The organism is Caulobacter sp. P4_E5 (genome assembly GCF_056401555.1).
Window position 1 is genome coordinate 1 of the sequence record NZ_JBFUJD010000037.1, and the last position, 22394, is coordinate 22394.

General features: G+C 67.0%; 25 protein-coding genes and 1 other RNA gene. 13 read left to right on the forward strand and 13 right to left on the reverse strand.

Going from position 1 to position 22394, the window contains the following annotated elements; genetic code table 11:
• On the reverse strand, positions 1-219 hold a 219-nt coding region (locus AC1DSO_RS12960; RefSeq protein ID WP_477069209.1), incomplete at its 3' end, for a thiamine phosphate synthase.
• Positions 220-352: 133 nt separating this feature from the next.
• Between AC1DSO_RS12960 and AC1DSO_RS12965 the strand changes: the two genes are divergently transcribed.
• Both AC1DSO_RS12965 and bfr read left to right on the forward strand, forming a co-directional pair.
• Complete coding sequence (locus AC1DSO_RS12965; protein ID WP_047403649.1) at positions 353-538, forward strand: (2Fe-2S)-binding protein; 186 nt, start codon at positions 353-355, stop codon at positions 536-538.
• A 156-nt stretch (positions 539-694) separates the two neighbouring features.
• Positions 695-1174 carry a bacterioferritin gene (bfr, locus tag AC1DSO_RS12970; protein WP_047403647.1) on the forward strand — a complete coding sequence of 160 codons (480 nt, stop codon included), beginning with the start codon at positions 695-697 and terminating at the stop codon, positions 1172-1174.
• A 362-nt stretch (positions 1175-1536) separates the two neighbouring features.
• Here the strand turns inward: bfr and AC1DSO_RS12975 are convergent, their stop codons facing one another.
• The 3 genes from AC1DSO_RS12975 to AC1DSO_RS12985 form a co-directional block, all read right to left on the reverse strand.
• Positions 1537-4533: a TonB-dependent receptor gene (locus AC1DSO_RS12975; protein WP_477069255.1), complete on the reverse strand. Its 2997-nt coding sequence runs from the start codon at positions 4531-4533 to the stop codon at positions 1537-1539.
• Positions 4534-5098: 565 nt separating this feature from the next.
• Positions 5099-6907 carry a methyl-accepting chemotaxis protein gene (locus AC1DSO_RS12980; protein WP_477069210.1) on the reverse strand — a complete coding sequence of 603 codons (1809 nt, stop codon included), beginning with the start codon at positions 6905-6907 and terminating at the stop codon, positions 5099-5101.
• A 163-nt stretch (positions 6908-7070) separates the two neighbouring features.
• Complete coding sequence (locus AC1DSO_RS12985) at positions 7071-7577, reverse strand: GNAT family N-acetyltransferase (RefSeq protein WP_477069211.1); 507 nt, start codon at positions 7575-7577, stop codon at positions 7071-7073.
• A 184-nt stretch (positions 7578-7761) separates the two neighbouring features.
• On the opposite strand from AC1DSO_RS12985, the gene AC1DSO_RS12990 reads away from it, so the two are divergent.
• Complete coding sequence (locus tag AC1DSO_RS12990) at positions 7762-8337, forward strand: tryptophan-rich sensory protein (RefSeq protein ID WP_477069212.1); 576 nt, start codon at positions 7762-7764, stop codon at positions 8335-8337.
• On the opposite strand, the gene AC1DSO_RS12995 is transcribed toward AC1DSO_RS12990, so the two are convergent.
• The 5 genes from AC1DSO_RS12995 to AC1DSO_RS13015 form a co-directional block, all read right to left on the reverse strand.
• On the reverse strand, positions 8331-8651 hold the full coding sequence (locus AC1DSO_RS12995) for a DUF2834 domain-containing protein (RefSeq protein WP_477069213.1): 321 nt from the start codon (positions 8649-8651) through the stop codon (positions 8331-8333). The genes AC1DSO_RS12990 and AC1DSO_RS12995 overlap by 7 nt on opposite strands.
• A gap of 55 nt (positions 8652-8706) precedes the next feature.
• Entirely contained in the window at positions 8707-9159 is a 453-nt protein-coding gene (locus tag AC1DSO_RS13000) for a DoxX family protein (RefSeq protein ID WP_477069214.1), read from the reverse strand.
• On the reverse strand, positions 9156-9920 hold the full coding sequence (locus AC1DSO_RS13005) for an HvfC/BufC family peptide modification chaperone (protein WP_477069215.1): 765 nt from the start codon (positions 9918-9920) through the stop codon (positions 9156-9158). The genes AC1DSO_RS13000 and AC1DSO_RS13005 overlap by 4 nt, the downstream gene beginning before the upstream one ends.
• Entirely contained in the window at positions 9913-10740 is an 828-nt protein-coding gene (gene bufB, locus AC1DSO_RS13010) for an MNIO family bufferin maturase (protein WP_477069216.1), read from the reverse strand. Before bufB ends, AC1DSO_RS13005 begins: the two co-directional genes overlap by 8 nt.
• A 142-nt stretch (positions 10741-10882) precedes the next feature.
• Complete coding sequence (locus tag AC1DSO_RS13015; protein ID WP_477069217.1) at positions 10883-11164, reverse strand: BufA1 family periplasmic bufferin-type metallophore; 282 nt, start codon at positions 11162-11164, stop codon at positions 10883-10885.
• 205 nt (positions 11165-11369) lie between these two features.
• Between AC1DSO_RS13015 and AC1DSO_RS13020 the strand changes: the two genes are divergently transcribed.
• From AC1DSO_RS13020 to AC1DSO_RS13030, 3 genes are all read left to right on the forward strand, one after another.
• Positions 11370-11909, forward strand: a complete 540-nt coding sequence (locus AC1DSO_RS13020) for a sigma-70 family RNA polymerase sigma factor (protein ID WP_477069218.1) — start codon at positions 11370-11372, stop codon at positions 11907-11909.
• Positions 11896-12537, forward strand: a complete 642-nt coding sequence (nrsF, locus tag AC1DSO_RS13025; protein ID WP_477069219.1) for an anti-sigma-F factor NrsF — start codon at positions 11896-11898, stop codon at positions 12535-12537. The genes AC1DSO_RS13020 and nrsF overlap by 14 nt, the downstream gene beginning before the upstream one ends.
• A 156-nt stretch (positions 12538-12693) precedes the next feature.
• Positions 12694-13359 carry an NrsF family protein gene (locus AC1DSO_RS13030; protein WP_477069220.1) on the forward strand — a complete coding sequence of 222 codons (666 nt, stop codon included), beginning with the start codon at positions 12694-12696 and terminating at the stop codon, positions 13357-13359.
• Positions 13360-13416: 57 nt separating this feature from the next.
• Here the strand turns inward: AC1DSO_RS13030 and fba are convergent, their stop codons facing one another.
• The 3 genes from fba to gap form a co-directional block, all read right to left on the reverse strand.
• Positions 13417-14508, reverse strand: coding sequence for a class II fructose-bisphosphate aldolase (gene fba, locus AC1DSO_RS13035; protein WP_477069221.1), 1092 nt, complete (start codon positions 14506-14508; stop codon positions 13417-13419).
• 138 nt (positions 14509-14646) lie between these two features.
• A complete protein-coding gene (locus AC1DSO_RS13040; RefSeq protein WP_477069222.1) occupies positions 14647-15837 on the reverse strand; it encodes a phosphoglycerate kinase in 1191 nt (396 codons plus the stop codon).
• Positions 15838-16330: 493 nt separating this feature from the next.
• Positions 16331-17338: a type I glyceraldehyde-3-phosphate dehydrogenase gene (gene gap, locus AC1DSO_RS13045; protein WP_477069223.1), complete on the reverse strand. Its 1008-nt coding sequence runs from the start codon at positions 17336-17338 to the stop codon at positions 16331-16333.
• 288 nt (positions 17339-17626) lie between these two features.
• Between gap and AC1DSO_RS13050 the strand changes: the two genes are divergently transcribed.
• From AC1DSO_RS13050 to AC1DSO_RS13075, 6 genes are all read left to right on the forward strand, one after another.
• A complete protein-coding gene (locus tag AC1DSO_RS13050; RefSeq protein ID WP_477069224.1) occupies positions 17627-18016 on the forward strand; it encodes a hypothetical protein in 390 nt (129 codons plus the stop codon).
• Between the two features lie 2 nt (positions 18017-18018).
• The gene (locus AC1DSO_RS13055) at positions 18019-18345 is read left to right on the forward strand and encodes a cell division protein ZapA (RefSeq protein ID WP_477069225.1); all 327 of its coding nucleotides are present in this window, start codon (positions 18019-18021) and stop codon (positions 18343-18345) included.
• Positions 18346-18531: 186 nt separating this feature from the next.
• A non-coding RNA gene (gene ssrS / locus AC1DSO_RS13060) (6S RNA) lies at positions 18532-18694 on the forward strand.
• A 22-nt stretch (positions 18695-18716) separates the two neighbouring features.
• Positions 18717-19325, forward strand: a complete 609-nt coding sequence (locus AC1DSO_RS13065; protein WP_477069226.1) for a 5-formyltetrahydrofolate cyclo-ligase — start codon at positions 18717-18719, stop codon at positions 19323-19325.
• Positions 19326-19347: 22 nt separating this feature from the next.
• The gene (locus AC1DSO_RS13070; RefSeq protein WP_477069256.1) at positions 19348-20181 is read left to right on the forward strand and encodes a TIGR00282 family metallophosphoesterase; all 834 of its coding nucleotides are present in this window, start codon (positions 19348-19350) and stop codon (positions 20179-20181) included.
• Positions 20182-20405: 224 nt separating this feature from the next.
• Positions 20406-20819 carry an organic hydroperoxide resistance protein gene (locus tag AC1DSO_RS13075; protein ID WP_477069227.1) on the forward strand — a complete coding sequence of 138 codons (414 nt, stop codon included), beginning with the start codon at positions 20406-20408 and terminating at the stop codon, positions 20817-20819.
• Here the strand turns inward: AC1DSO_RS13075 and AC1DSO_RS13080 are convergent.
• Positions 20816-21466, reverse strand: coding sequence for a glutathione S-transferase family protein (locus AC1DSO_RS13080; protein WP_477069228.1), 651 nt, complete (start codon positions 21464-21466; stop codon positions 20816-20818). The two genes, AC1DSO_RS13075 and AC1DSO_RS13080, sit on opposite strands and share 4 nt — an antisense overlap.
• Positions 21467-21619: 153 nt before the next feature.
• Here AC1DSO_RS13080 and AC1DSO_RS13085 point away from each other — a divergent pair, with 153 nt between their 5' ends.
• Positions 21620-22375, forward strand: coding sequence for a YebC/PmpR family DNA-binding transcriptional regulator (locus tag AC1DSO_RS13085; protein ID WP_477069229.1), 756 nt, complete (start codon positions 21620-21622; stop codon positions 22373-22375).
• The last annotated feature ends 19 nt before the right edge of the window (positions 22376-22394 follow it).

The following is a 22394-nucleotide window of genomic DNA, read 5'->3' on the forward strand; positions in this document are numbered from 1 at the left end:
TTGAGGATCATTGAGGATCAGCGCCACGTCGCGGGCCTGGGCGATCGGCGCCAGGGCGGCCACGGCGGCGGCCACGACGTCGTCGGGAGCGTCCTTCAGGCGGATCTGCAAGGCGGCCACGTCGCCGCCGTCCAGCGCCTGGGCCAGCTGGCGCCCGAAGCCGGCGAGGTCGTCCAGGGCGGGCGGGGTGATCAGGTAGAGGCGGCAGGGGAGCGTCATGGGGGCGGCTTCTAAGCCAAAACCGGAGGAGGCGCGACTCCATGCCGCTGCGAACCAGAGTGAGAGTCAGTTGCAAAGAGCCGCGCGACCGGCTAGATGAGAATGACACTCAATCGGGTAGGGCGTTCCTTCCTTGTACGTCTGCAACTGTAACGGCATCCGCGAGCGCGAAGTGCGCGCCGCCATCGACGCTGGCGCCGCTCGGCCGGCCGATATCTTCCGTCACAAGGGCTGCCAGGCGCAGTGCGCCAAGTGCGTCTGCGAGATGCGCCAGATGATCCAGGAAAACCGCGAAGCGCTCAAGTTCGCGGCCGAGTAACGGCCAAAAACCCAGCGTTTTCAGCGATCGCGAAGCACTCTCACGCTTTTCCGTGAGACCGCGAAACACTCGCACACATTGAGGTTGAAGCCTGTCCGGGCTTGGCCCAGGTTCGCCCCGACAACGAATCCCCCAGGTCGAACCAAGGAGGCCGCCATGCAGGGCGATCCCAGCATCATCCGACTGCTCAACGCGGTGCTCACCAACGAGCTGACGGCGGTCAACCAGTACTTCCTGCACGCGCGGATGTACGACAACTGGGGCTTCAAGCGCCTCGGCAAGATCACCTACGACGAGTCGATCGGCGAGATGAAACACGCCGACAAGCTGATCAACCGCATCCTGTTCCTGGAGGGGCTGCCGAACCTGCAGGACCTGCACAAGCTGAAGATCGGCGAGACCGTGCCCGAATGCCTGGCCAGCGACCTGCAGGTCGAGCTGGGCGGCCGCGAGACCCTGATCCCCGGCATCATCCAGTGCGAACAGGCCCGCGACTATGTCAGCCGCGAACTGCTGCGTGAGATCCTCAGCGACACCGAGGAGCACATCGACTTCCTGGAGATGCAGCTGGGCCTGGTGAAGTCGCTGGGCGAGCAGAACTACCTGCAGTCGGCGGTCGGCGAACTGCCAGCGTAGTGTCGAGATCCAGGGCGGAGCGCTGATCAGCCTCCGCCGGCGGATCCGGTCGGTCCCCTCCCCGGCCGGTAGAGAAAAGATCGCCCGCCGCGCGGATGTCAGGCCTGCGCGACGGGCAAGGAGGAGGAGTGGCGTCGCGCGTGAGGGCGCGGCGCTCTGTTGTCAGCCCATCTCGATGATGGCGCTGATCCGGGTGGCGGCTCGCGGGAACCCGGTCGCCCGCCGCTGTTGCTGCGAACCTCCGCGCCAAGAGCCCACGTCGCTGCCTAGGTCCTGCGTCGCCGGCACGCTATTCCGCTTGGAAGAAAGAGGCTGGCCCCCAATGGCGGGGACCAGCCCAGTGGCTTCACGGGGAGTGAAGGTTAGAAGGTGGCGCGCGCCGTCGCTGTGAAGGTGCGGCCATCGTAGTCGACCCAACGCGACACCCGGTGGTCGTTTTCGTATTCGAAGCGAGCCGAGTTCGTCAGGTTGTAGGCGTCCAGCGACAGGGTGACGTTGTCGTTGACGTTGTAGGATGCCGAGAGGTCCAGCTGGCCACGCGCCCGCACCGAGCGGGCGCTGCCGGTATAGGTGCCATTGGCGTTCAGCGGATAGTCGGAGCGGTAGTTGTAGACGGCGCGCAACCCGTACTTCGGCGTCTCGTAGTAGCCGATGACGTTGATGTTGTGCTTGGAGATGCCCGGGAACGGGGCGATCGACGGGCTCTTGGACGTCGTATAGGCGTAGTTGAAGCTGCCGCCGAAGTTCTTCCAGAAGCCCGGCAGGAAGTCCAAGTTCTGCTGGATGTTGAACTCGACGCCCTCGACGGTGGTCGGCTTGTCGAGGTTATAGGCGCCGCTGGCGTTGACGTGCACCGTCTTGGCGGCGCTGCCCAGGGTGGTGGCGTTGCAGTAGGTGCCATCCCACGACAGGGCCCCGAAGCCCCAGGTCGAGCCGTCCGACGGGCAGATGATCGACGGATCGGTGGTCGTGGCCACGCGGCCGGTGATGTTCTTGTGGAAATAGGCCAGCGAGATCAGGCCGTTGGGGCGGTTGTACCATTCCAGCGACAGATCGAACGACTCGGCCAGATAGGGCCGCAGCTTGTTGTTCCCGATCTGCACCGAGACGTCATAGACGCTGACCGAGCCCGAACTCAGTCCGTTGTTCAGAATCTGGCCGGGATTGATCTTGGTGGCGGGCGAATACTGGCGCGGGTGCGGGCGAACATAGGTCTTGTAGTAGGCGCCGCGCAGGATCAGGTCATCGGTGACGTCGGCCACGAAGATCGCCGACGGCAGGAAGTAGTGGTACTTGTTCTTGTACTGGTCCGTCACGAAGTCGTTTGGCGAGCCGATCGAGTCGGTCGGCGGCCTTTTTCGGTCCAAGGTGGTGATGGTGTTCTTGGTGTCTTCGTAGCGGCCGCCAAAATTACCGCGCACGCCGTGACCGAAGATCTCGGTGTCGTACTTCGCCTGGATGTAGAACTGATTGATCTCGTTCTCGTTGGTGAAGTTCTTGTCGTAGTAGGATCCGTCCGTGTACTGGATATTCAGGCCGGTCGGCGACAAGCCACCGCCCGGATACACCGCAACGGGTTGGACGGCGTTCAGGAAATCTCGAATCTTCAGCGTTTGCCAATTGTGGCTGTAGTCGCCGGCGATACCGCCCATGAAGTCCTTTACGAACGGAGCGGTCGTCAACATGTCCGGCGTGATCTTGGACACTTGGGCGCCGTAGCCGAAGACACGATAACCGGTGGAGACGTACTTCTCGCGCTCCAGGCGCACGCCGGCCTGCAGGCTCTTGATCGGGCCGAACTTGACGAAACGCTCGGCGTCGAAGGCGGCGCTGTTCAGTTCATTCTTGGCGTAGCTTTGCGAGCCTTCGATCCCGATGCGGGCCGTGCTGTTGGCCGACGTGCCGTTGTTGTAGTACGAGACGGGGTCATTGGGTCCGCCCCAGGTCCAGGTCGTGCCCGCCGCACCGAGCGAGTTCTGCGGGTTGGGACGCGTGACGTAGGAATAGCCGCCGATATCGTCCAGGCCGGTGGAGATCGAGCCGGTAATGCCGTTGCCGCCCGCGCGGGTTGGGGTGACAACGTCGACCGAGGTCTCGACCGACGCGTTGGAGCCCGACGACAGGCTCAAGACGGCGGCCAGGCGCCACTCGTCGTTGCTCCAGTCGACATTGCCAATGACGCCGTTCGACTTTTGACGCTGTGAATATAGCCGCGTCGAGGACAGCGCGTTCATGTTGTCGAACGAATAGCTCTCGTAGAGATAGCGGTCGTCATTGGTCTTGATCGGCGTGCCGGTCGGGGTGATCACCGTGCCCGCGCCCGGGGTCGAGGCCGGGGCGACGTAGTTGATCAGGAAGTACTGGGTCGTGTCGGGCAGGTTACGGTCGGTGAAGAACCCGACCAGGCCGACCTTGGTGTTGTCGTTCGGCTTCCACTCGAGGCCGCCCGAACCCGACCAGACCTTACCGACGTTCATGCGGGTGTACTGGCGGATGGCGCTGTTGGCCCAGACGCCGTTCTTGCCGGTCGCGCCGGTGTTGCTGGTCACATAGGCCGCCGCCGCGGTCGGCGAGAGGCCCAGGGCCTGGCCCAGCGAGCGGCAGTACGAGGTCGCGCTGGTGGGGCAGGCGGTCGGCGAAAAGTATTGGCCGTAAGCCGCGTTGAACTGGGTGGGCGTCAGGCCCGTCATCGCCGAGGTCAGATAGTCGTAGTTGTTGAGGCGGACCGTATCGCGGCGGAAGTTTTCCTTCTTGTAAGCGATCGTCCCGAACACAGCGAGGGTGTCCGACAGATGCTTGTTGTAGCCGACGGTGGCGGCCGGGGCGTTCAGGTCCCCTAGGGTGTTGTGCTCGTACGACACCTTCATGAAGCCGCCGTCCTTGCGCGACAGCGCCGGGGCGATCTGCATGTCGACATTGCCCGAGAGGCCGCCGGACACAGTGTTGGCCATCGGCGACTTGGCGATCACGAAGGCCGAGAAGATGTCGGAATTGAACGCGCCCAGCGGCGAGCCCTGGTTGTCGCGCAGCAGCGCCGGGCCGGCGAACGACTGGCCGTTCAGCGTGGTGCGAGCGTATTCGCCCGGCATGCCGCGCAGGTTGATGGTGGCGTCGCGGCCCTCGGCCTCGCGGTTGATCTGCACGCCCGGGATGCGCTGCAGCGCCTCACCGACGTTCAGGTCCGGAAAGCGGCCCAGGCCGTCCGACGAAATGCCGTCGGTGATTTCGACGGCGGTCTTCTTGGCGCGAACCGCGTTGGCGTAGCTCTGCTTGAAGCCGGTGACCACGACCGCCTCGAGCGTGTCGGTCGGATTGGCGGCGGCCGCCTGCGCGGCAGCGAGGCTCGGCAGCCCTGCCATGACGGTGGCGGATAAAAGCACGGCCCTGAAGGCGCCGCCCGGGCGATTCTTGAAGCTCACGATAACCCTCCTCATGCGCTGGGCCGTCTTATCGGTGGCCCTTATTGGCCTGACCTCTCCGCGTTTTCCCCGCCGGCCAGCCCACCTTCATTTCTCATACAAACGCCTTTTTGGGAATGAAATATTTTTCTAGTTTGAAATACGCTTCATAACATATTGTATTAAAACAGTTTATTTCCACTTTTTGACTGGCACGAAAATTCGCACTCGATCGAGAGTTGGAACCTAAGTTCCAGTTACCAGAAGTGGTCAGGCCAAATTTTCGAGATGAAGCGCACCGCGCGCCAAGCGCCTGTCGCCGCGCAGATGGCCGCCCCGCGCGCGCCGGCGCGAGTCTCGCATCGCTTGTCAGTGCGATCGTCGGCAAGCCGTCGCCGAAGTGCGGTCTCACCAGCGGACAAACCCGCTCGGTCCAGCGCATGGAGCCTTAAGCGTTGAAGCTATGAAGCCTGTTCATCCGGAAGCTTCGGCTCTGGAACTGGAGRATCGCGACCCCCAGCCTCGTTCAAGCCGCCCGGCGACCCGTGTCGGCGCCGAGGTCGAACTGGCCCACCAGGTCCGACAGCCGTCCGGCCTCGCTCTTCAGCGCGTGGGCCGCGGCGGTGGTTTGCTCGACCATGGCCGCGTTCTGCTGGGTCATCTGGTCCATCTGATTGACGGCGGTGTTGATCTGGCCAAGGCCGGTGGCCTGTTCCTGCGCCGCCGTGGCGATCTCGCCGACCAGGGTCGAGATCTCGCCGACCCGGGTGATGATGCTGCCCAGAGCCACGCCCGTCTGACCGACCAGGCCAACGCCCTCGCTGACCTTGGCCGAGGCGGCGCCGACCAGGCCCTTGATCTCCTTGGCGGCGTCGGCCGAGCGCTGGGCCAAGGCCCGCACCTCCTGGGCCACGACCGCGAAGCCCTTGCCGGCGTCGCCCGCGCGGGCGGCTTCCACCCCGGCGTTCAGGGCCAGCAGGTTGGTCTGGAAGGCGATCTCGTCGATCACCCCGGTGATCTTGCCGATCTGGGCCGAGGCCGTCTCGATCTCGCCCACGGCGCGGACGGCGTCCTCGACGGCCCGCTCGGTCGACTGAGCCTCGCGGCGCGCCTCGCAGACCATGCCGTTGGCGCGTTGGGCGCCCTCGGCGGCCTGGCGGACCGTGGCGACGATCTCGTCGAGGGCGGCGGCGGTCTGTTCCAGGCTGGCGGCCTGCTGTTCGGTGCGGCGCGACAGGTCGTCGGTCGCCTGGGCGATCTCGACCGCGCCGGCCCCCACCCCGTTCGAGGCGTCCTGGATGTCGTGAAGGGTGCGGCTGAGCTTCTCGGCCGTGGCGTTGAAATCGGTCCGCAGCGCCTCGTATTCTGACGCGAAGGCGTTAGGCAGACGGAAGGCGGCGTCGCCGGACGCCAGACGGTCCAGCCCCTGGCCCAGGGCCTCCATGGCCACGCGCCGGTCCTGCTCGCCATGGCGGCGCTCGGCCTCGGACGCGGCCCGCTCGGCTTCGTCACGAGCCTGGGCGGCTTCCTGTCCCTCGCGCATCGCGCGGCGCTCGAGGACGTTCTGGCGGAACACCTCGATAGCCTTGGCCATGTCGCCCAGCTCGTCGGTCCGGCCCGCGAACGGCACGGGCTTCTCGTAGTCCCCGGCCGCCAGGTCGCGCATGTAGCCGGTGATCGACTGGATTGGATTGACGATCGACCGGCGCATCTTCCAGACGCCGCCGACGATGATCGCGCCCAGCAGAGCACACAAGCCGGCCATGATGCTGACCAGCACGATCTGGCGGTGGCGCGCGTCGGCCTCGACGGCGGCGTTGTCGGCGGCGATCATCGGCACGATCTCGTCGATCGCCTTGCGGTGGGCGCGATAGCCGTCCGTCATCTCCGCGAAGGCGGCGTCGGCCCCAGGCCCGTCATTGGCGCGCAACGCCTGGATCAATCGGTCCGAAGCAGCCCAAGCTTTCTGGGCGCCGGCGTCCGAAGCGCCCAGCAGCACGGTCTTGACGCGAGGATCGAAGTCATAGGCTCGCCAATAGGTGGCGCGAGCCTCGTATTCGGATTTCAGGCGACGCAGCTCCTTATCGGCGCTGTCGGTCTCGGCCGGGGTGCGCAGGCGATAGGCGGTCTGGGCGTCGAGATAGGCCTCGATCACATAGAGCGGCGGAGGCAGGATGTCGGCCGTCAGATCCTTGCCGGCCACGATCTTGGTGTAGAGCGGTCCGCCGATGCGGACGGTGGCGATGGCATTCCACGAGGCGGCGATCAACACGATCAAGCCGATCGCGAGCGCGCCCCCGAACACATTCATCGCACCCGCGAGTCGCAAGCGCATTGGGCGATCCCCCCGATTCCCTTGCGACAAAGAGTCCGCGCTTCGGCTGAAGAAAACTTTAAGGCGAAGGCTCTCGGCCGAACACCTCTTGCGAATGTCGGGCCTTACGAGGGAAGGAAAAACCGCGACTCCTCGTGGATGGTGCGCCAACTTGCCGCACCCACTAGTCTCTGGAGGTGCGCGCCATGAACAGCCGTCGGTCCTCGTCGAGGCCCCGAGCCAGGTGCTCGGCGCGAATGGCCAGCAGGCCCGGCGTCAGCGTCTTGAGCGCGACGAAGCCCAGCCGCCGGTAATAGGGCGCGTTCCATGGCACGTCACGGAACGTCGACAGCGCCAGGCCGGCCAGGCCCAGGGTCCGCGCGCGCTCGGAGACAGCGTCCAGCAGGGCCGCGCCCAGCCGTCGGCCCGCGAAGGCCGGCAGAACGTCGATCTGCTCGACATAGACGTGATCTTCCAGCGGGCGGAACATCACGAAGGCGGCCAGGACGCCGTCGACGGTCGCAACCAGCAGGCCGCCGTCGTCCAATCGCTGGGCGAGCAGAGCGGCGGGCGAGGGCTCGTCGGCCGCTATGGCGTCCATCAGCCCGACGAAACGCTGGGCCGAGGCGCGTTCGATCTCTCGAACGGCTTCGATCTCGGCGTGTAGGGCGGAGCGGATGGCGACGGTCACGCCGCCATGCTGGCCCGGTCCCCGCCCGTTACCAAGCCGCTTAGACGGCTAGGCGCATCGTTTGAGGCGATTTCGCGTGGCGTCGCCGACAGTCTGCGCCATCATGGGTCGCAGGCCCTGCTGAAGCTGGAACCAAGGTTCAGCTGGGCTGTTTGACCTTGCGAGTTCACGAGGGAGTCCCGCCATGCATATCGCCAACGGAAAGTCGCGCGAGCGCGCCCTGGCCGGCCGCGAAGCGTTCCAGCTCGATCGGCGGGAGGGGCATCACCCCGTGGCCCAGATCGCCGTCGGCGCGGCCTTGGCCGGCGGCGCGATCGTGGCGGCCATGATGATGGGCCGTCGGCACGAGCGCGTGCTGGACGACGAGATGTACGCCGTCGAATTCGCCGAGATGCACGAGCCGGTGGCCCATCAGCCCAAGCCGCTGACCAGCCTGCTGCTGCCGCCGCTGTTCATCGCCATGACCCTGTCGGGCCTGCGCACCTGGAACGCGCCGGCCAGTCCCGCCCGCACCCGGGCCCTGACGATCTGGAGCCTGGTGCAGGGCTTCAACGCCCTGTGGCTGGGTCTGGGCGCCCGCCGGGTCGGCGGCCAGCTGGGCGCGGCGACGGCCTCGCTGGCGGCCTCGGCGGCTTACGCCCTGGAGGCCCGCAAGGTCGGCGGCGGCACGGCTCCGGACCTCGGCTGGCTAGGGCTGGCCAACGCCCTGACGGCCCAGCTGTGGCGCCGGCCGATCCCGCGCATGCCGACGATTCATTGAGCCGACGCAGGGCGCGTTCGCTCACGCAGGGCCAGCAGCAGCGGCAAGCCTAGAGAGACGCCGACCACCAGGGTCGCGGCGGCGGTCAGCCACAGCACATGGCGGCCTAGCCGGCGCGACTCGACGGCGGCGAAACCCAGCAGCACGACGGCCGAGACGACGACGTCCCAGCCGAAGAAGGCGCCGATCCGGGTCGAGAACAGTTCGGCCACGAACAGGCGCGGCGCGAGCCCGTGGTCCACGACCCACGGTAAGAAGGCGCCATAGGGCAGGATCAGGCCCGGCAGGCACAGGAACCAGTAGAACCGAGCCATCGGCCTCTCCCTCCGCGAGGTCTGATTGACCGCGCGCGGGCGGCCGTTGTCGACCTCAGGGCAGCCGCAACAGGTGATCCAGGCTGAACCTGCCGCCGCCGCGGGCGATCAGGAACAGCAGCAGCCCCGCCCACGACAGGTGGGTCGGCCAGGCGTCGGGATAGACGAAGATCTCGATCACCGCCGTCATGCCCAGGAAAGCCAGGGCCGACAGGCGCGTGAACAGGCCCAGCACCAGCAGGATCGAGAACAGGTGCTCTGAATAGGTCGCCGCGTGGGCCGCCACGGCCGGCGGCAGCAGGGGCACGTGGTACTCGCTCTCGAACAGCGAATAGGTCCCGTCAGTGATGTGCAGGATCCCGTCGACCTTGGTGCGGCCGGACTGGAAGAAGATGGCGGCGACGCCGAAGCGGGTGACGAGGGCCAGGACGTCTTCGGTCAGCAGCTTGCGGGCGGTCTGGGCGAAGAGGTCGAGGGGCGCCCTCAAGGACAAGGTATTGGCGGTCATCGGTCGGTTTCCAGGGTGAAGCCGCCGAACACGCCGTCGGCGATCAGGGCGGCGAACAGGGGGGCAAGCGGTACATCGGGATCGGCCATGGCCGCGCGCTCGGCGGCCTCGGCGCAGGTTTGGCCCGCGCGGCAGGCGCGCAGGAATTCGGTCTCGGCGGCGCCGACGACCCGACTTCGGACCGCGCTGCCGCGGCGGACCAGCAGCAGGGCCTCGGGCGTCTCGGAGAGATCGAGCTCCTCGGCGCCGTCGCGCGCGGCGACCCACAGGCTGGGCAGGCCGGCCTCGAACGCGGCGAAGCGGACGCTGGGATGCAGAGCCAGGCGCATCGTCGCCAGGACTTCCGGCGCCCGGGCCGACAGCGCTTCGGCCGTCAGGGCTGGGGCCTCGCCCGCGAACAGAGTCTCGGTCCACAGCCGGTCCAGATGGGCGATCCCGGCCAGGTACGGCAGGTCCAGGGCCGGCGGGAAGCGGTCCAGCCAGGTGGGGAAGTCCTCGCCATAGTCCAGCAAGGCGGCGCTGGCCGGCGGGACCTCGCGGGCGAACAGGGCGGCGGCGGCGCGGAACCAGTCTTCGCCGACCATCGACAGCACGGTCGGAAAATTGGCCGCCAGGGCGTCGATGCAGCCCTTGGCGATCGTGTTGCGATAGACGGCCAGGCCCGCCTCGCCCTCCCCCGGCGCCAGCCACGGGGACAGGGCCAAGGGCGCGCCGGCCAGGGCGGCGACGAAGGCGTCTTGGAAGTCCAGCAGCTCAGGCATCGGCTGTTTCCAGCGCGGCGAGCTCGCCGGCGGCGCGGTCGCGCTCGGCCATCAGGACCGCGAAGGCGGGAATGTCGTCATCCCGCTCAATGAGCGTTGGACGTGGGCCGATGCGGTGGATCAGCCGCCGGTAGAGGGCCCAGACCGGTTCGGCGATCGGCGCGCCGTGGGTGTCGATCAAAAGATCCGAACCACCTTCATCGGCGCCGTGGCCAGCCAGGTGGATCTCGCCAACCGCCTCGGCTGGGATGGCGTCCAGATAGGCCTCGGGCGCATAGCCCAGGTTGCTGGCGCTGACGAAGACGTTGTTGACGTCGACCAGCAGGCCGCAGCCGGTTCGCCCGACCAGGGCCTTCAGGAACTCGACCTCGTCCAGGTCGTGGCCGGTCAGCGGCAGGTACAGCGACGGGTTCTCGATCAGCACGGTGCGGCCCAGCGCGTCCTGCATCCGGCCGATATTGGCGGCGATGCGGGTCAGGGCGGCCTGGGTGCGGGGGAAAGGCAGCAGATCGGGCTGGTGCGCGCCGCGATGGGTGGACCAGGCCAAGTGCTCGGAGACCACGAACGGCTCGAACCGGTCGACCAGGCGCTTGAGGGCGGCCAGGTGCTCGCGGTCCGGATCGGCGTCGGCGGCCAGGGACAGGCCCACCCCGTGCAGTGAGACGGGGCGGCGTCCGCGGACCTTCTCCAGCGCCGCCAAGCGCGATCCGCCGGCCGACATGTAGTTCTCGGGATGGACCTCGAACCACAGCCCGGCCGCGTCGCTGGCCAACGCGTCGTCATAGTGCTGGGGCTTCAGGCCGAGGCCGGCGGTGCTCATGGGGGAGTCCTTGCGGTGGCCTACTCGCCCCCTCCGGGCCTGCGGCCCTCCTCCCCCGGAGGGGGAAGAAGACACGCGCCCCTTCTTCCCCCTCTGGGGGAGGAGCGCGAAGCGCGGAGGGGGCAAGTGACCGCGGCGGCCGTTAGGCCTTCGGCGTCAGCGAGCCCATGCCGGTCGGCGTCTTGATCGTGACGCACGTGCCCTTCTTGACCATCTTCCAGGCGTCGCCCTGGTAGTCGGCCTTCGAGGTGCCGGCGCACGAGGTGCCCGCACCCGCCTTGCAGTCGTTCTCGCCGGCCTTGGCGACGCCGTAGCACTTTTCGGTGTCGCCCTTGGCCTTGTGTTCGTCGGCGGCGGCCATCGAGATGCCGGCGCTGAGGGCGAGGACGGCGGCGAGGGCGGCGGTGGTGGCGGTGCGGTTCATGGGGGGCTCCTTTGAAGCGTTTCTCTCGCCGAGCGGCCTGTCGCCGCCCGGTCGATGGGGGATACGAAGGTTCCGGGGCGAAGGTTACACCCGCTCCAAACAAAATTGGTCGGCGAACAAAATTTCGGCCACGTGGCGCCAGGCGGTTCCGGCGCGGCGCGACAGCGTGTAACCATCCGGCCCTCGCACGCGAATAGGGGCTGGCGTGACGGATACTGAAACCCGTTTGAAGGCGCTGATGCTGCGCGGGATGGATGGCGACGCCGCCGCCTATCGCGAGTGTCTGGCCGTTCTCGGTATCCGGCTTCGCGCCTATTTCGCGCGACGGATGTCCGGCGCGCCTGGCGATGTGGAGGATCTCGTGCAGGAGACGCTGCTGGCGGTGCATCTCAAGCGGTCGACCTGGGACAGCGCCCAGTCGTTCACCGCCTGGGCCCACGCGGTGGCGCGCTACAAGCTGATCGACCACTGGCGGCGACGGAAGATCCGCCAGACCCTGCCGATCGAGGACCACATCGAATTCCTGGCCGCCGACGAGCCCGATCCGGGCGTCGGCATCGAGCTGGACCGCGCCTTGGCCAGCCTGCCGGAAAAGCAGCGGATCCTGGTGTCCGACGTCAAGCTGACCGGCCTTTCCCTCGCGGAGGCGGGCGCCCGGGCAGGCATTTCCGAAGGCGCGGCCAAGGTCGCCCTGCACCGGGCGCTGAAGGCCCTGGCCGAAAGGATGCGCCGTGCGGACGGATGATCTGATCGACGCCCTGGCCTCGGACGCCGGCGAGGCTCGGCCCGCGCCGCCGCGCCGCCTGGCCCTGGTCGCGGGCCTGGGCGCCCTGGCGGCGCTGATCCTGGTGCTGGCCTGGCTGCACACCCGTCCCGACCTGATGCCGGCGATGCGCGGCGGCATGTTCTGGATGAAGGCGCTCTACACGGGCGCGCTGGGCGTCGCCGGTTATCTGGCGATCGAGCGCCTGGCGCGGCCGGGCGGCTCTGGCCGGCGCGGTTGGATCCTGGGCGGCGTGGTGCTGGGGCTTTTCGCGCTCGTGGGCGTGATCCAGGCGATGATGAGCCCCGACATCCAGATGGCCCTGGGGATGCTGCGCGGTCATTCCTGGACCCGCTGCAGCCCCAACATCCTGGCCTTGTCGCTGCCGATGCTGGCCCTGGGTCTCTGGACCGTGCGGGGCATGGCCCCGACCCGTCCGACCCTGGCCGGATTCGCCACGGGACTGTTCTCCGGCGGGGTGGCGGCCACGGTCTATGGCCTGCACTGCCCCGAGCACACCTTCACCTTCGTGGCGCTGTGGTACAGCCTGGGCGTCCTGCTGACCGCGGCCCTGGGCGCGCTGATCGGGCGCTGGGCCCTACGCTGGTAGGCGCTCCTCCAGCGACAGCGCCGCCGTCGATCAAACTTTGTTCCGTCGCCTTCCGGTCGGTTGACAAACCATCGTTCCGCCACTGAAGTGCCGGACGCTTTTCGCGAATGAGACGCGATAAGCGTTTCTGCAACCGCTCTCTGTGGGGAGAGGCGCGTGACGATCGACGAAACCCTCGTTCCCGCGAGTGGCGCGGGAGGCGGCGCGCCCATCTGGTCGGCTGCGACCCTGCCCTGGCGATTGGCCGAGATCGCCGCCGCCGGCGCCCTTGCGGGCGTCCTGATGATCCTGCTGTGGCTGGGTCTGCGGCCGGATCTGCCGGTCGCGGCGGCGCATCCCTTCTTCTGGATCGCGGCCGCCTATCCGGCCGGCGCCGCCGGCTGCGCTCTGGTCGCCGCCACCTGGCTGGCGCGCGCGAGACCGGGCGGAGCCATGGCCCTGGCGCTGGCCGGAGCGGGCGCCTGCGCCATGCTGATCGCCGCCGCCGCCCAGGCCTCGGGCATGGCCTCATCCGCGCTGGCGTCGCTCTACTGGCCGAACGGCGCCATCTGCCTGGGCGACATCCTGGTCATCGCCGCGCCAATGCTGGCCCTGGCCGTGGCCGGCCTGCGCCGCGTCGACCTGGAGCGGCCAGCCGCCACCGGTTTCGCCTGCGGTCTCTTTTGCGGCGGTGTCGCCGGAACCATCGACGGCCTGCATTGCGGGCAAGAGACCTACGCCTTCGTCGGCGTCTGGTTCACCCTGGCCATGCTGGTCAGCGGCGGCGTCGGGGCGGTGGCGATCACGCTGCTGACCCGCCGCCGCCTGGTCGCGGCCGAATAGAAAAGGCCTCCCGGATCGCTCCGGAAGGCCCCTCGCTTCTTCGATGGTTCGTAAGCCTTACTCGGCGGCGGCCTTGGCCGCGCCGGCGCCGAACTTGGCGTCCAGCTCGCCCTTGACGTAGCGCTTGGCCATGACGGCGGTCGACAGCGGCTTGATCTTGTCAGCCCAGCCGGCCGAGCCGAACTCGGTGAAGCGCGCCTGACAGACCTTGCGCATGGCTTCCTTGGCGGGCTTGAGATAGGCGCGCGGGTCGAACTCGTGCGGCTTCTCGGCCAGGATCTTACGGATGGCGCCGGTGATGGCCATCCGGTTGTCGGTGTCGACATTGACCTTGCGCACGCCATGCTTGATGCCGCGCTGGATCTCTTCCACCGGCACGCCCCAGGTCTGGGGCATCTCGCCACCGTACTGGTTGATGATGTCCTGCAGGTCCTGCGGAACGCTGGACGAGCCGTGCATCACCAGGTGGGTGTTGGGCAGGCGGCGATGGATTTCCTCGATCACGTTCATGGCCAGGACGTCACCGTCCGGCTTGCGCGTGAACTTGTAGGCGCCGTGGCTGGTGCCCATGGCGATGGCCAGGGCGTCGACGCCGGTGGCTTGGACGAAGTCGACCGCCTGGTCGGGATCGGTCAGCAACTCGTCGTGGCTGAGCTTGCCCTCGAAGCCGTGGCCGTCCTCGGCCTCGCCCATGCCGGTTTCCAGCGAACCCAGCACGCCCAGCTCGCCTTCGACCGAGACGCCGCAGCTGTGGGCCATCTGGACCACCTTGCGGGTGACCTCGACATTGTACTCGTAGGTGGCGGGGGTCTTGGCGTCTTCCATCAGCGAGCCGTCCATCATCACCGAGGTGAAGCCGTACTGGATCGCCGTGGCGCAGGTCGCCGGGCCGTTGCCGTGGTCCTGGTGCATGCACACCGGGATATGGGGATAGATGTCGACCAGAGCGTCGATCATCTTGGCCAACATGATGTCGTTGGCGTAGTTCCGCGCACCGCGCGACGCCTGGATGATGACCGGCGAGTTGACGGCCTCGGCCGCCTCCATGATCGCCAGGCCCTGTTCCATGTTGTTGATGTTGAAGGCGGGAAGCCCATACTCATGCTCGGCGGCATGGTCCAGCAACTGTCGCAACGTAATGCGAGCCACGTATTTCTCTCCTGCAAGCGTGAAGTGAGGCTTAAGTCGTTTCTTGTTTTTGGGGCCGTGACGCTTGTGCGTTCTCTGCCCGGGCCTGTTCTATCAAGGTTGAACGCGGATCTGCACGATCCGCGCCAACGAAGTCGGTCAATTATTCAAGGCGGCGACGCCTGGAAGCGTCTTGCCTTCCATCCATTCGAGGAACGCGCCGCCGGCGGTCGAGACGAAGGTGAAATCGGCCGACACGCCCGCGTGGTTCAACGCGGAGACAGTATCACCGCCCCCCGCGACTGCCACGATCTTACCCGATTTCGCCAGGAAAGCGGCATGTTTCGCCGCCGAAACGGTCGCTTCGTCGAACGGAGGGACTTCGAAAACGCCAAGCGGACCATTCCAGATCAGGGTCAGGCTCTGGTCCATGGCGGCCAGCAGGCGCTTGGCGCTCTCGGGGCCGGCGTCCAGGATCAGGTCGTCGGCTAGGACTTCGCTCAGCGCGCGGACAGCGGTCTCAACACCGGGAGCGACCTTCTTGGCCACGACGACGTCGACCGGCAGCAGCAGCTCGCAGCCGGCGGCCTTGGCTTTTTCGATGATCTCGCGGGCGGTGTCGGCCAGGTCCTTTTCGCAGAGCGAGCCGCCGACATCGTGACCCTGGGCGAACAGGAAGGTGTTGGCCATGCCGCCGCCGATCGCCAGACGGTCCAGCTTGGCGACCAGGTTGTTGAGCAGGTCCAGCTTGGTCGAGACCTTGGAGCCGCCGACGATGCCGATCACCGGCTTCTTCGGATTGCCGAGCGCGGCGTCCAGCGCTTCCAGCTCGCGCTGCATCGACAGGCCCGGATAGGCCGGCAGCAGCTTGGCCAGGCCTTCGGTCGAGGCGTGGGCGCGGTGGGCGGCGCTGAAGGCGTCGTTGACATAGAGGTCGCCGTTGGCGGCCAGGGCGGCCGCGAACGCGGCGTCGTTCTTTTCTTCACCGGCGTGGAAGCGGACGTTCTCCAGCAGGGCGACGCCGCCGTTCTCCAGGCCGTTGATCACTTCGGCGGCGGCCGGGCCGACGCAGTCGTCGGCGAAGGCGACCGGCTGCTCCAGCAGCTTGCTCAGCGGCTCGGCCACGAAGGCCAGGCTCATCTCCGGCACGACCTTGCCCTTGGGGCGGTCGAAGTGGGCCAGCAGCACCACCTTGGCGCCCTGCTTGGACAGGTAGGCGATGGTCGGCAGGGCCGCGCGCAGGCGGGTGTCGTCGGTGATCTTGCCGCCATCGACGGGGACATTGAAGTCCACCCGGACCAGGGCGCGCTTGCCGGCGAGGTCGGCGGTGTCGAGGGTGCGGAAGGTCATGGGAGTCACCAAGAGGAGGAGGAAGCTTTTTGTTCTCTTAAAGTTCTTGCGGCGGACAGAGAGAATCGGCGACTATCACGTTGCTGGGGAGCCCGGTTTGATCGCTGGATACCTCCCAACTCGCCCGGAGGAAACTGGGATGGAGCACAGTAAAACCTCGTCCGTAGCGCTCAAGTCCCGGCAACGGGGAGCCTCGAGTTTGCGCGGTGATCAACGAGTGACGCCCGATACGGTCTAGAACGTAAAGGGCGGACCGATAATCGTTCTAACGACGGGTATTCGTTGTGAACGGGCCATTCCGCTTTTCCCTTACCGGATAGGCGGCGCGCTGCCATCCGAGGGATCAGGACCATGAAGTCCTCCTTTCGGTGCAACGTGTCAGTGACCTTAAATGTGAACGTAGCTGCCTGCCTTTTGGCTATTGCTGCGATCATCAGGGCACTGACCTGACCAAGGACAGGGTCCCAGGAAACTGGGACCCTGTTTTGTTTGTCTACAGGAACTTCGCCATCTCGAGAGCGGTGTCGCTCATGCGCGTCGCGAAGCCCCACTCGTTGTCGTACCAGCTGAGCACGCGGACCAGCTTGCCCTCGATGACCTGGGTCTGGGGCAGGGCGGCCGTCGAGCTGGCGGCGATGTGGTTCAGGTCCGACGAGACCAGCGGGTCGGTCGTCGTGAACAGCACGCCCTTCATGTCGCCGTCGGCGGCGGCCTTCAGGGCGGTGTTGACCTCGTCCACCGTGGTGTCGCGCGAGGGCACGACCTTCAGGTCGATGACCGAGACGTTCGGGGTCGGGACGCGGATCGACGAGCCGTCCAGCTTGCCCTTCAGGGCCGGCAGAACAAGGCCCAGGGCCTTGGCGGCGCCGGTCGAGGTCGGGATCATGCTCAGGGCCGCGGCGCGGGCGCGGTAGAGGTCCTTGTGCATGGTGTCCAGCGTCGGCTGGTCGCCGGTGTAGCTGTGGATCGTGGTCATGTAGCCACGCTCGATGCCGACCAGGTCGTGCAGGACCTTGGCCACCGGGGCCAGGGCGTTGGTGGTGCACGAGCCGTTCGAGACGACGATGTCGTCGGCGGTCAGGGTCTCGTGGTTGACCTTGTAGACGATGGTCTTGTCGGCGCCGTCGGCGGGCGCGGAGACCAGCACGCGCTTGGCGCCGGCTTCCAGGTGCAGGGCGGCCTTGTCGCGGGCGGTGAAGATGCCGGTGCACTCGAAGGCGATGTCGACGCCGAGATCCTTGTGCGGCAGGTCCTTGGGATCACGGATCGCCGTGACCTTGATCTTGCCCATGCCGACGTCGATCCAGTCCTCGCCCGAGGTGACGACGCCCGGGAAACGGCCGTGGACGCTGTCGTAGCGCAGCAGGTGGGCGTTGGTCTCGACGGGGCCCAGGTCGTTGATGGAGACGACCTCGATGTCGCGGCGACCATGCTCGGCGATGGAGCGCAGGACCAGACGTCCGATGCGGCCGAAGCCGTTAATGGCGACGCGAATAGCCATGGGTCGTTCTCCTGTTATGGCCGCCAGCCGGTGTCGACCGACGTTCCCTATTTGGGTGCGCGTTTTGCGGGGAAAAGGCGCGAAGTCAAGCCCGAGAAACTGACACCGCCAGACCGATAGCTGAAAGCGAGCGGATTTCGGCGCCGCAAATATGGGGAAGAGCCCCTCCGCGACGCGGACAGGCGAGGACAAATGCTGCTATGGGCACTGTATCGCCCAAATCTCGCCCCGCCGTATGGCTTAGACGGGCTCGATCTATATGTTGCGTTGCATGATGGAAATTCGCCGATGATCCCGGCCGACGGTACGGCCCTCGACCTCGCCGTGCGCCGCCTGGAACGGGCGGTGAGCCAGCTCGAACAGCGTCTGGCGGCCAAGGCCGCCGAGGCCGCACGTGCGCCCGCCCCCCCGGTTGGCTTGGTCGCGGGCGCCGCGCCGGGGCTGTTTGACGACGACGAACGCGCGCGCCTGCTCGTCGAACTGGAAGCGGCCCACGAGCGCGAGAAGGCGCTGGAGGAGGCCGGCGAGCAGGCCTCGGTGGCGCTGGGCCGCGCCATCGCCGAGATCCGCGCCGCCCTCGGCGACGAGGCCGTGGCCAACGACGATCATGACCACGACGACGATCCTGTGGTTCCGGCGTCCGAGGACGACCTGTTCGACGATCCCGAGGAGGCGTGACCATGTCCCAGGTGACCATCCACGTGAACGGCCGTCCCTACATGGTCGGCTGTGAGGACGGCCAGGAGCCGCACCTAACCGAGCTGGCCCGGCTGTTCGACCGTCAGGTCCGCCAGGTCAGCCAGGATGTCGGCCAGCTGGGCGAGACCCGGCTGTTCCTGATGGGCGCCCTGCTGCTGGCCGACGAGCTGTCCGACATGAAATTGCGCCTGGCCCACGCCAACGCCGAGATCCTCCGTATGCAGCAGGACGGCACCAAGGCCGAGATCGCCGCCATCCGGGCTCTGGACGCCGCGGCCGAGAAGATCGAGAAGCTGGCGGCGGAGTGATCCAGATCCTCCCCCGCGTAGCGGGGGAGGTGGCCCAGAGGGCCGGAGGGGGCTAATGCGGCCTCTGTCCAGCTAGCCCCCTCAGTCGCTTCGCGACAGCTCCCCCGAAAGGGGAGCATCTTTCAGACCCGCGTCACTGCGCCCCTGGCTTTCCGCCTCCCGAAGCCCTATCTTGTTCAACGGCGGGTCTTGCTGTGGCTCTCGTCGAAGATTTCTATTCCCAGGGACCTTAATCTCTCTATCGGGACCTGTTCCCTCCCGTGGCCGTGGCTGCGGGAACACGGGGCCCACCTGTTACTAACAGGTTCGAGTGGATTGAAACGTCTTCACGGTTCTTCGCGGCGCCGCCACCTTTCTCCTATAAGCAGCATATGACGATCAACGACCCCGTCGTGGCCAAGACCGCGCTGCGCGTCTTCCTGCGCAACCAGCGCAAGCAGTTGGCCCTGGAGCATCCCGAGGCCGACTGGATGATCGCCGAGGTGGCGCGCGAGCCGTTGGCCGAGCTCTTTCCCGATCCGTCCGGCAAGGTGGCCGCGCTGTATCACGGCCTGGGCTCGGAGATGTCGCCGCGCCTCCTGGCCGACCAGCTGCGCGAGGCCGGCTGGTCCCTGGCCCTGCCCGCGGTCGAGGATGCCGAGACCGGCCACATGGTGTTCCGCGCCTGGGACCCGGCCCAGCCGCTGGTCCACGACGCCATCGGCCTGCGGTCGCCCCCGCCGGAGCAGCCGGCGCTGGAGCCGGACCTGGTGATCACCCCGCTTCTCGCCTTCCAGGCGGACGGCGTGCGCCTGGGACAGGGCGGCGGCTACTACGACCGGGCGCTGGAAGCCCTGCGGGCCCGCAAGCCGGTATTCGTGATCGGCCTGGCCTACAGCGGTCAGCAGACGGAGAATTTGCCGCACGAGCCGCACGATCAAAGGCTGGACGCCATTCTCACCGAAAAAGAGTATAGGACCGTCAAGGACATGGGCCGCTGACGGCTCACTGTATGTCGTTTTTCTGGGACTTCTGATGCGTTTCGCCTTCTTCGGCGATGTCGTCGGCAAGTCGGGCCGTGACGGCCTGGCCGACCATCTGCCTGACCTTCGCCGCCGGCTCTCCCTCGAGTTCGTGATCATCAACGCCGAGAACGCCGCGGCCGGGTTCGGCATCACCGAGAACACCGCCCGCGAGCTGTTCGAGGCCGGGGCCGACTGCCTGACGCTGGGCAACCACAGCTGGGACCAGCGCGAGGCCCTGACCTACATCGTCCGCGAACCGCGCCTGATCCGTCCGGCCAACTACCCGATCCTGTCCGACGCCCCGGGGCGCGGCAGCCACCTGTTCCAGACCGAGAGCGGCAAGACGGTGTTCGTCGTCAACCTGCTGGGCCGGGTGCACATGGACGCCATGGACGACCCGTTCGCCGCCGCCGACCGCGAGCTGGACAAGGCCCCGCTGGGCCAGGTGGCCGACGCGGTGATCGTCGACATGCACTGCGAGGCGACGTCGGAGAAGATGGCCATGGGCCACTATTGCGACGGCCGCGCCTCGCTGGTGGTCGGCACCCACACCCACGTCCCGACCGCCGACTGCCAGGTCTTGCCCGGCGGCACCGCCTACCAGACCGACGCCGGCGCCTGCGCCGACTATGACAGCGTGATCGGCAACCAGAAGGACGAGCCGCTGCGCCGCTTCACCACCAAGATCAGCGGCGGGCGGTATACGCCGGCCTCGGGCCCCGCGACGGTGTGCGGCGTGTTCGTCGAGACCGACGACCGCACCGGCCTGGCGAAGCGCGTGGAGCCGATCCGGGTGGGCGGACGGCTCGCTCAATACATCCCTCTTCCGTAGGGAGAGGGAGGGCCCGTCGCGTAGCGATGGGAGGGTGAGGGGTTTCACCGCCAGCCGGAAAATCCCAAATCATAGCCGCGCTTCGTCTCTGACAGGATGTACCCTCTCACCCTCCCACGCCTTCGGCGCGGGCCCCTCCCTCTCTCCATGAGAGAGGGATTCAGACATTGCGGCCGTCACATCTCCGGTCGCATGATCCAGGCTCCCCCAAACGGAGCCTCCCCATGACTGACGCYATCTACACCGCTCATGCCCACGCCGTGGGTGGCCGCAACGGGACCGCCAAGTCCGACGACGGGCATCTGGACGTCAAGCTGGCCTTCCCCAAGTCGATGGGCGGCGACGGCAACGGCACCAATCCTGAGCAGCTGTTCGCGGCCGGTTACAGCGCCTGCTTCCTGGGCGCGCTGGGCCTCGTCGCCCGCAACCAGGGCGTCAAGCTGGGCGAGCACAGCCTCGACGCCGAGGTCGACCTGATCAAGGACGAGACCAGCTTCCACGTCGGCGTCCGCCTGAAGCTGAACGCTCCGGAACTGGACCGCGAGACCGCCGAGAAGCTGCTGCACGCCGCCCACGCGGTCTGCCCCTATTCCAAGGCCACGCGCGGCAACGTGGATGTGGCGCTGGAAGTGGCTTAGGCCTCCGGGAAGAACTTGAAGAACGGCTCGGCCTCGGTCAGCACGCGCTGGACCGAGGGCCGGGCCTTCAGCCGTTCCAGATAGGCCAGGCACAGCGGCCAGCGGCCCGTGAACGCCTGGACCTTGTCGGCATAGTACAGCGCCGGCATGGCCGCGCAGTCGGCCAGGCCGAAGTCGCCCAACATCCAGGTCCGGCCGTCGGCCAGCTCCGTCTCCAGGTGGTCGCAGGCGAGCGCCAGCTGCGCGTAGGCCTCGTCGACCCCGAACCCGTCCTTGGCTTCCGGCGGCCGAATACGATCGGCGACGATCTTCTGCATCGGCGTCTGGACATAGTTGTCGAAGAACCGGTCCCAGAACCGCATCCGCCAGGCGAAGTCCGGGTTCTTGGGCACGAAGCGGATCGGCCCTGGATAGTGGGTGTCCAGATAGTCGAGGATGACGCTGGTCTCGATCATGGTCTCGTCGCGAGCCGCATCACGCAGGGCCGGCATCTTGCCCATCGGCGACAGCTTCAGGAACGCCGCGCGCCCGACCGGGTCGCCGAGGTCCACGAGCACGTTCTCGAAGGCGATGTCGTTCTCGTAGAGGCCGATCAGCACCTTCCAGCAGAACGAGGCCAGCGGATGGGCGTGCAAGGACAGGCTCATGGCGGACCCTCCAGATACTTAAGTCAACGCCTAACTATCATCCTGTGGGCCGCCTCGCAACCCTCCCAGAAAGGCGCCTGGGGGTGACAAAACCCGTCCGCGGACGCTAGAAGCGCCCACACTCCATTTTCAGATCAGAGACAGAGCCTCCGAATGGCCGGCCACTCGAAATTCAAGAACATCATGCACCGCAAGGGCCGCGCCGACGCCGCGCGGTCGAAGCTGTTCTCCAAGCTGTCGCGGGAAATCACCGTGGCCGCCAAGACCGGCCTGCCCGATCCGGCCATGAATCCGCGCCTGCGCCTGGCCGTGAACAACGCCAAGGCCGAGAGCCTGCCCAAGGACGTCATCGACCGCGCGATCAAGAAGTCGCAGATGGGCGACGCCGCCGACTATTCGGAAATCCGCTACGAGGGCGTCGCCGCCGGCGGCGTCGGCATCATTGTCGAGGTGCTGACCGACAACAAGAACCGCGCCGCCGCCAATGTCCGCTCCTACTTCACCAAGATGGGCGGCAACATGGGGGCCACCGGCTCGGTGACCTTCAACTTCGACCGCGTCGGCCAGATCAGCTATCCGGCCAAGATCGCGTCGGAAGACGCCATGATGGAAGCCGCCATCGAGGCCGGCGCCGACGACGTCACCTCGGACATGGACGAGGAAGGCGCGGGCCACACGGTCTACACCGCCTTTGAGGATCTCAATGAGGTGGCCGCCGCCCTGGAAGCCAAGTTCGGCGCGGCGTCGAACACCAAGATCGCCTGGCGTCCGAAGATGCAGGTCCCGGTCACCGGCGACAGCGTCGCCACCCTGATGAAGCTGCTCGACCTGCTGGACGAGGACGACGACGTCCAGGCGGTGTACTCGAACGAGGACATCAGCGACGAGGATCTGGCCAAGCTGGGCTAGCGAACTTTCCCTTCTCCCT

What these genes read in the sequence shown, in the direction of transcription:
- AC1DSO_RS12975 (WP_477069255.1), bottom strand. Translation starts at nt 4,533, where the DNA reads ATGGCAGGGCTGCCGAGCCTCGCTGCCGCGCAGGCGGCCGCCGCCAAT.
- AC1DSO_RS13080 (WP_477069228.1), bottom strand. Translation starts at nt 21,466, where the DNA reads ATGAGCCTGTCCTTGCACGCCCATCCGCTGGCCTCGTTCTGCTGGAAG.
- AC1DSO_RS12995 (WP_477069213.1), bottom strand. Translation starts at nt 8,651, where the DNA reads ATGGCTCGGTTCTACTGGTTCCTGTGCCTGCCGGGCCTGATCCTGCCC.
- AC1DSO_RS13055 (WP_477069225.1), top strand. Translation starts at nt 18,019, where the DNA reads ATGTCCCAGGTGACCATCCACGTGAACGGCCGTCCCTACATGGTCGGC.
- AC1DSO_RS13065 (WP_477069226.1), top strand. Translation starts at nt 18,717, where the DNA reads ATGACGATCAACGACCCCGTCGTGGCCAAGACCGCGCTGCGCGTCTTC.
- gap (WP_477069223.1), bottom strand. Translation starts at nt 17,338, where the DNA reads ATGGCTATTCGCGTCGCCATTAACGGCTTCGGCCGCATCGGACGTCTG.
- bfr (WP_047403647.1), top strand. Translation starts at nt 695, where the DNA reads ATGCAGGGCGATCCCAGCATCATCCGACTGCTCAACGCGGTGCTCACC.
- AC1DSO_RS12990 (WP_477069212.1), top strand. Translation starts at nt 7,762, where the DNA reads ATGCATATCGCCAACGGAAAGTCGCGCGAGCGCGCCCTGGCCGGCCGC.
- AC1DSO_RS12980 (WP_477069210.1), bottom strand. Translation starts at nt 6,907, where the DNA reads ATGCGCTTGCGACTCGCGGGTGCGATGAATGTGTTCGGGGGCGCGCTC.
- AC1DSO_RS13005 (WP_477069215.1), bottom strand. Translation starts at nt 9,920, where the DNA reads ATGCCTGAGCTGCTGGACTTCCAAGACGCCTTCGTCGCCGCCCTGGCC.
- AC1DSO_RS13040 (WP_477069222.1), bottom strand. Translation starts at nt 15,837, where the DNA reads ATGACCTTCCGCACCCTCGACACCGCCGACCTCGCCGGCAAGCGCGCC.
- AC1DSO_RS13015 (WP_477069217.1), bottom strand. Translation starts at nt 11,164, where the DNA reads ATGAACCGCACCGCCACCACCGCCGCCCTCGCCGCCGTCCTCGCCCTC.
- AC1DSO_RS13085 (WP_477069229.1), top strand. Translation starts at nt 21,620, where the DNA reads ATGGCCGGCCACTCGAAATTCAAGAACATCATGCACCGCAAGGGCCGC.
- bufB (WP_477069216.1), bottom strand. Translation starts at nt 10,740, where the DNA reads ATGAGCACCGCCGGCCTCGGCCTGAAGCCCCAGCACTATGACGACGCG.
- AC1DSO_RS13000 (WP_477069214.1), bottom strand. Translation starts at nt 9,159, where the DNA reads ATGACCGCCAATACCTTGTCCTTGAGGGCGCCCCTCGACCTCTTCGCC.
- AC1DSO_RS13050 (WP_477069224.1), top strand. Translation starts at nt 17,627, where the DNA reads ATGATCCCGGCCGACGGTACGGCCCTCGACCTCGCCGTGCGCCGCCTG.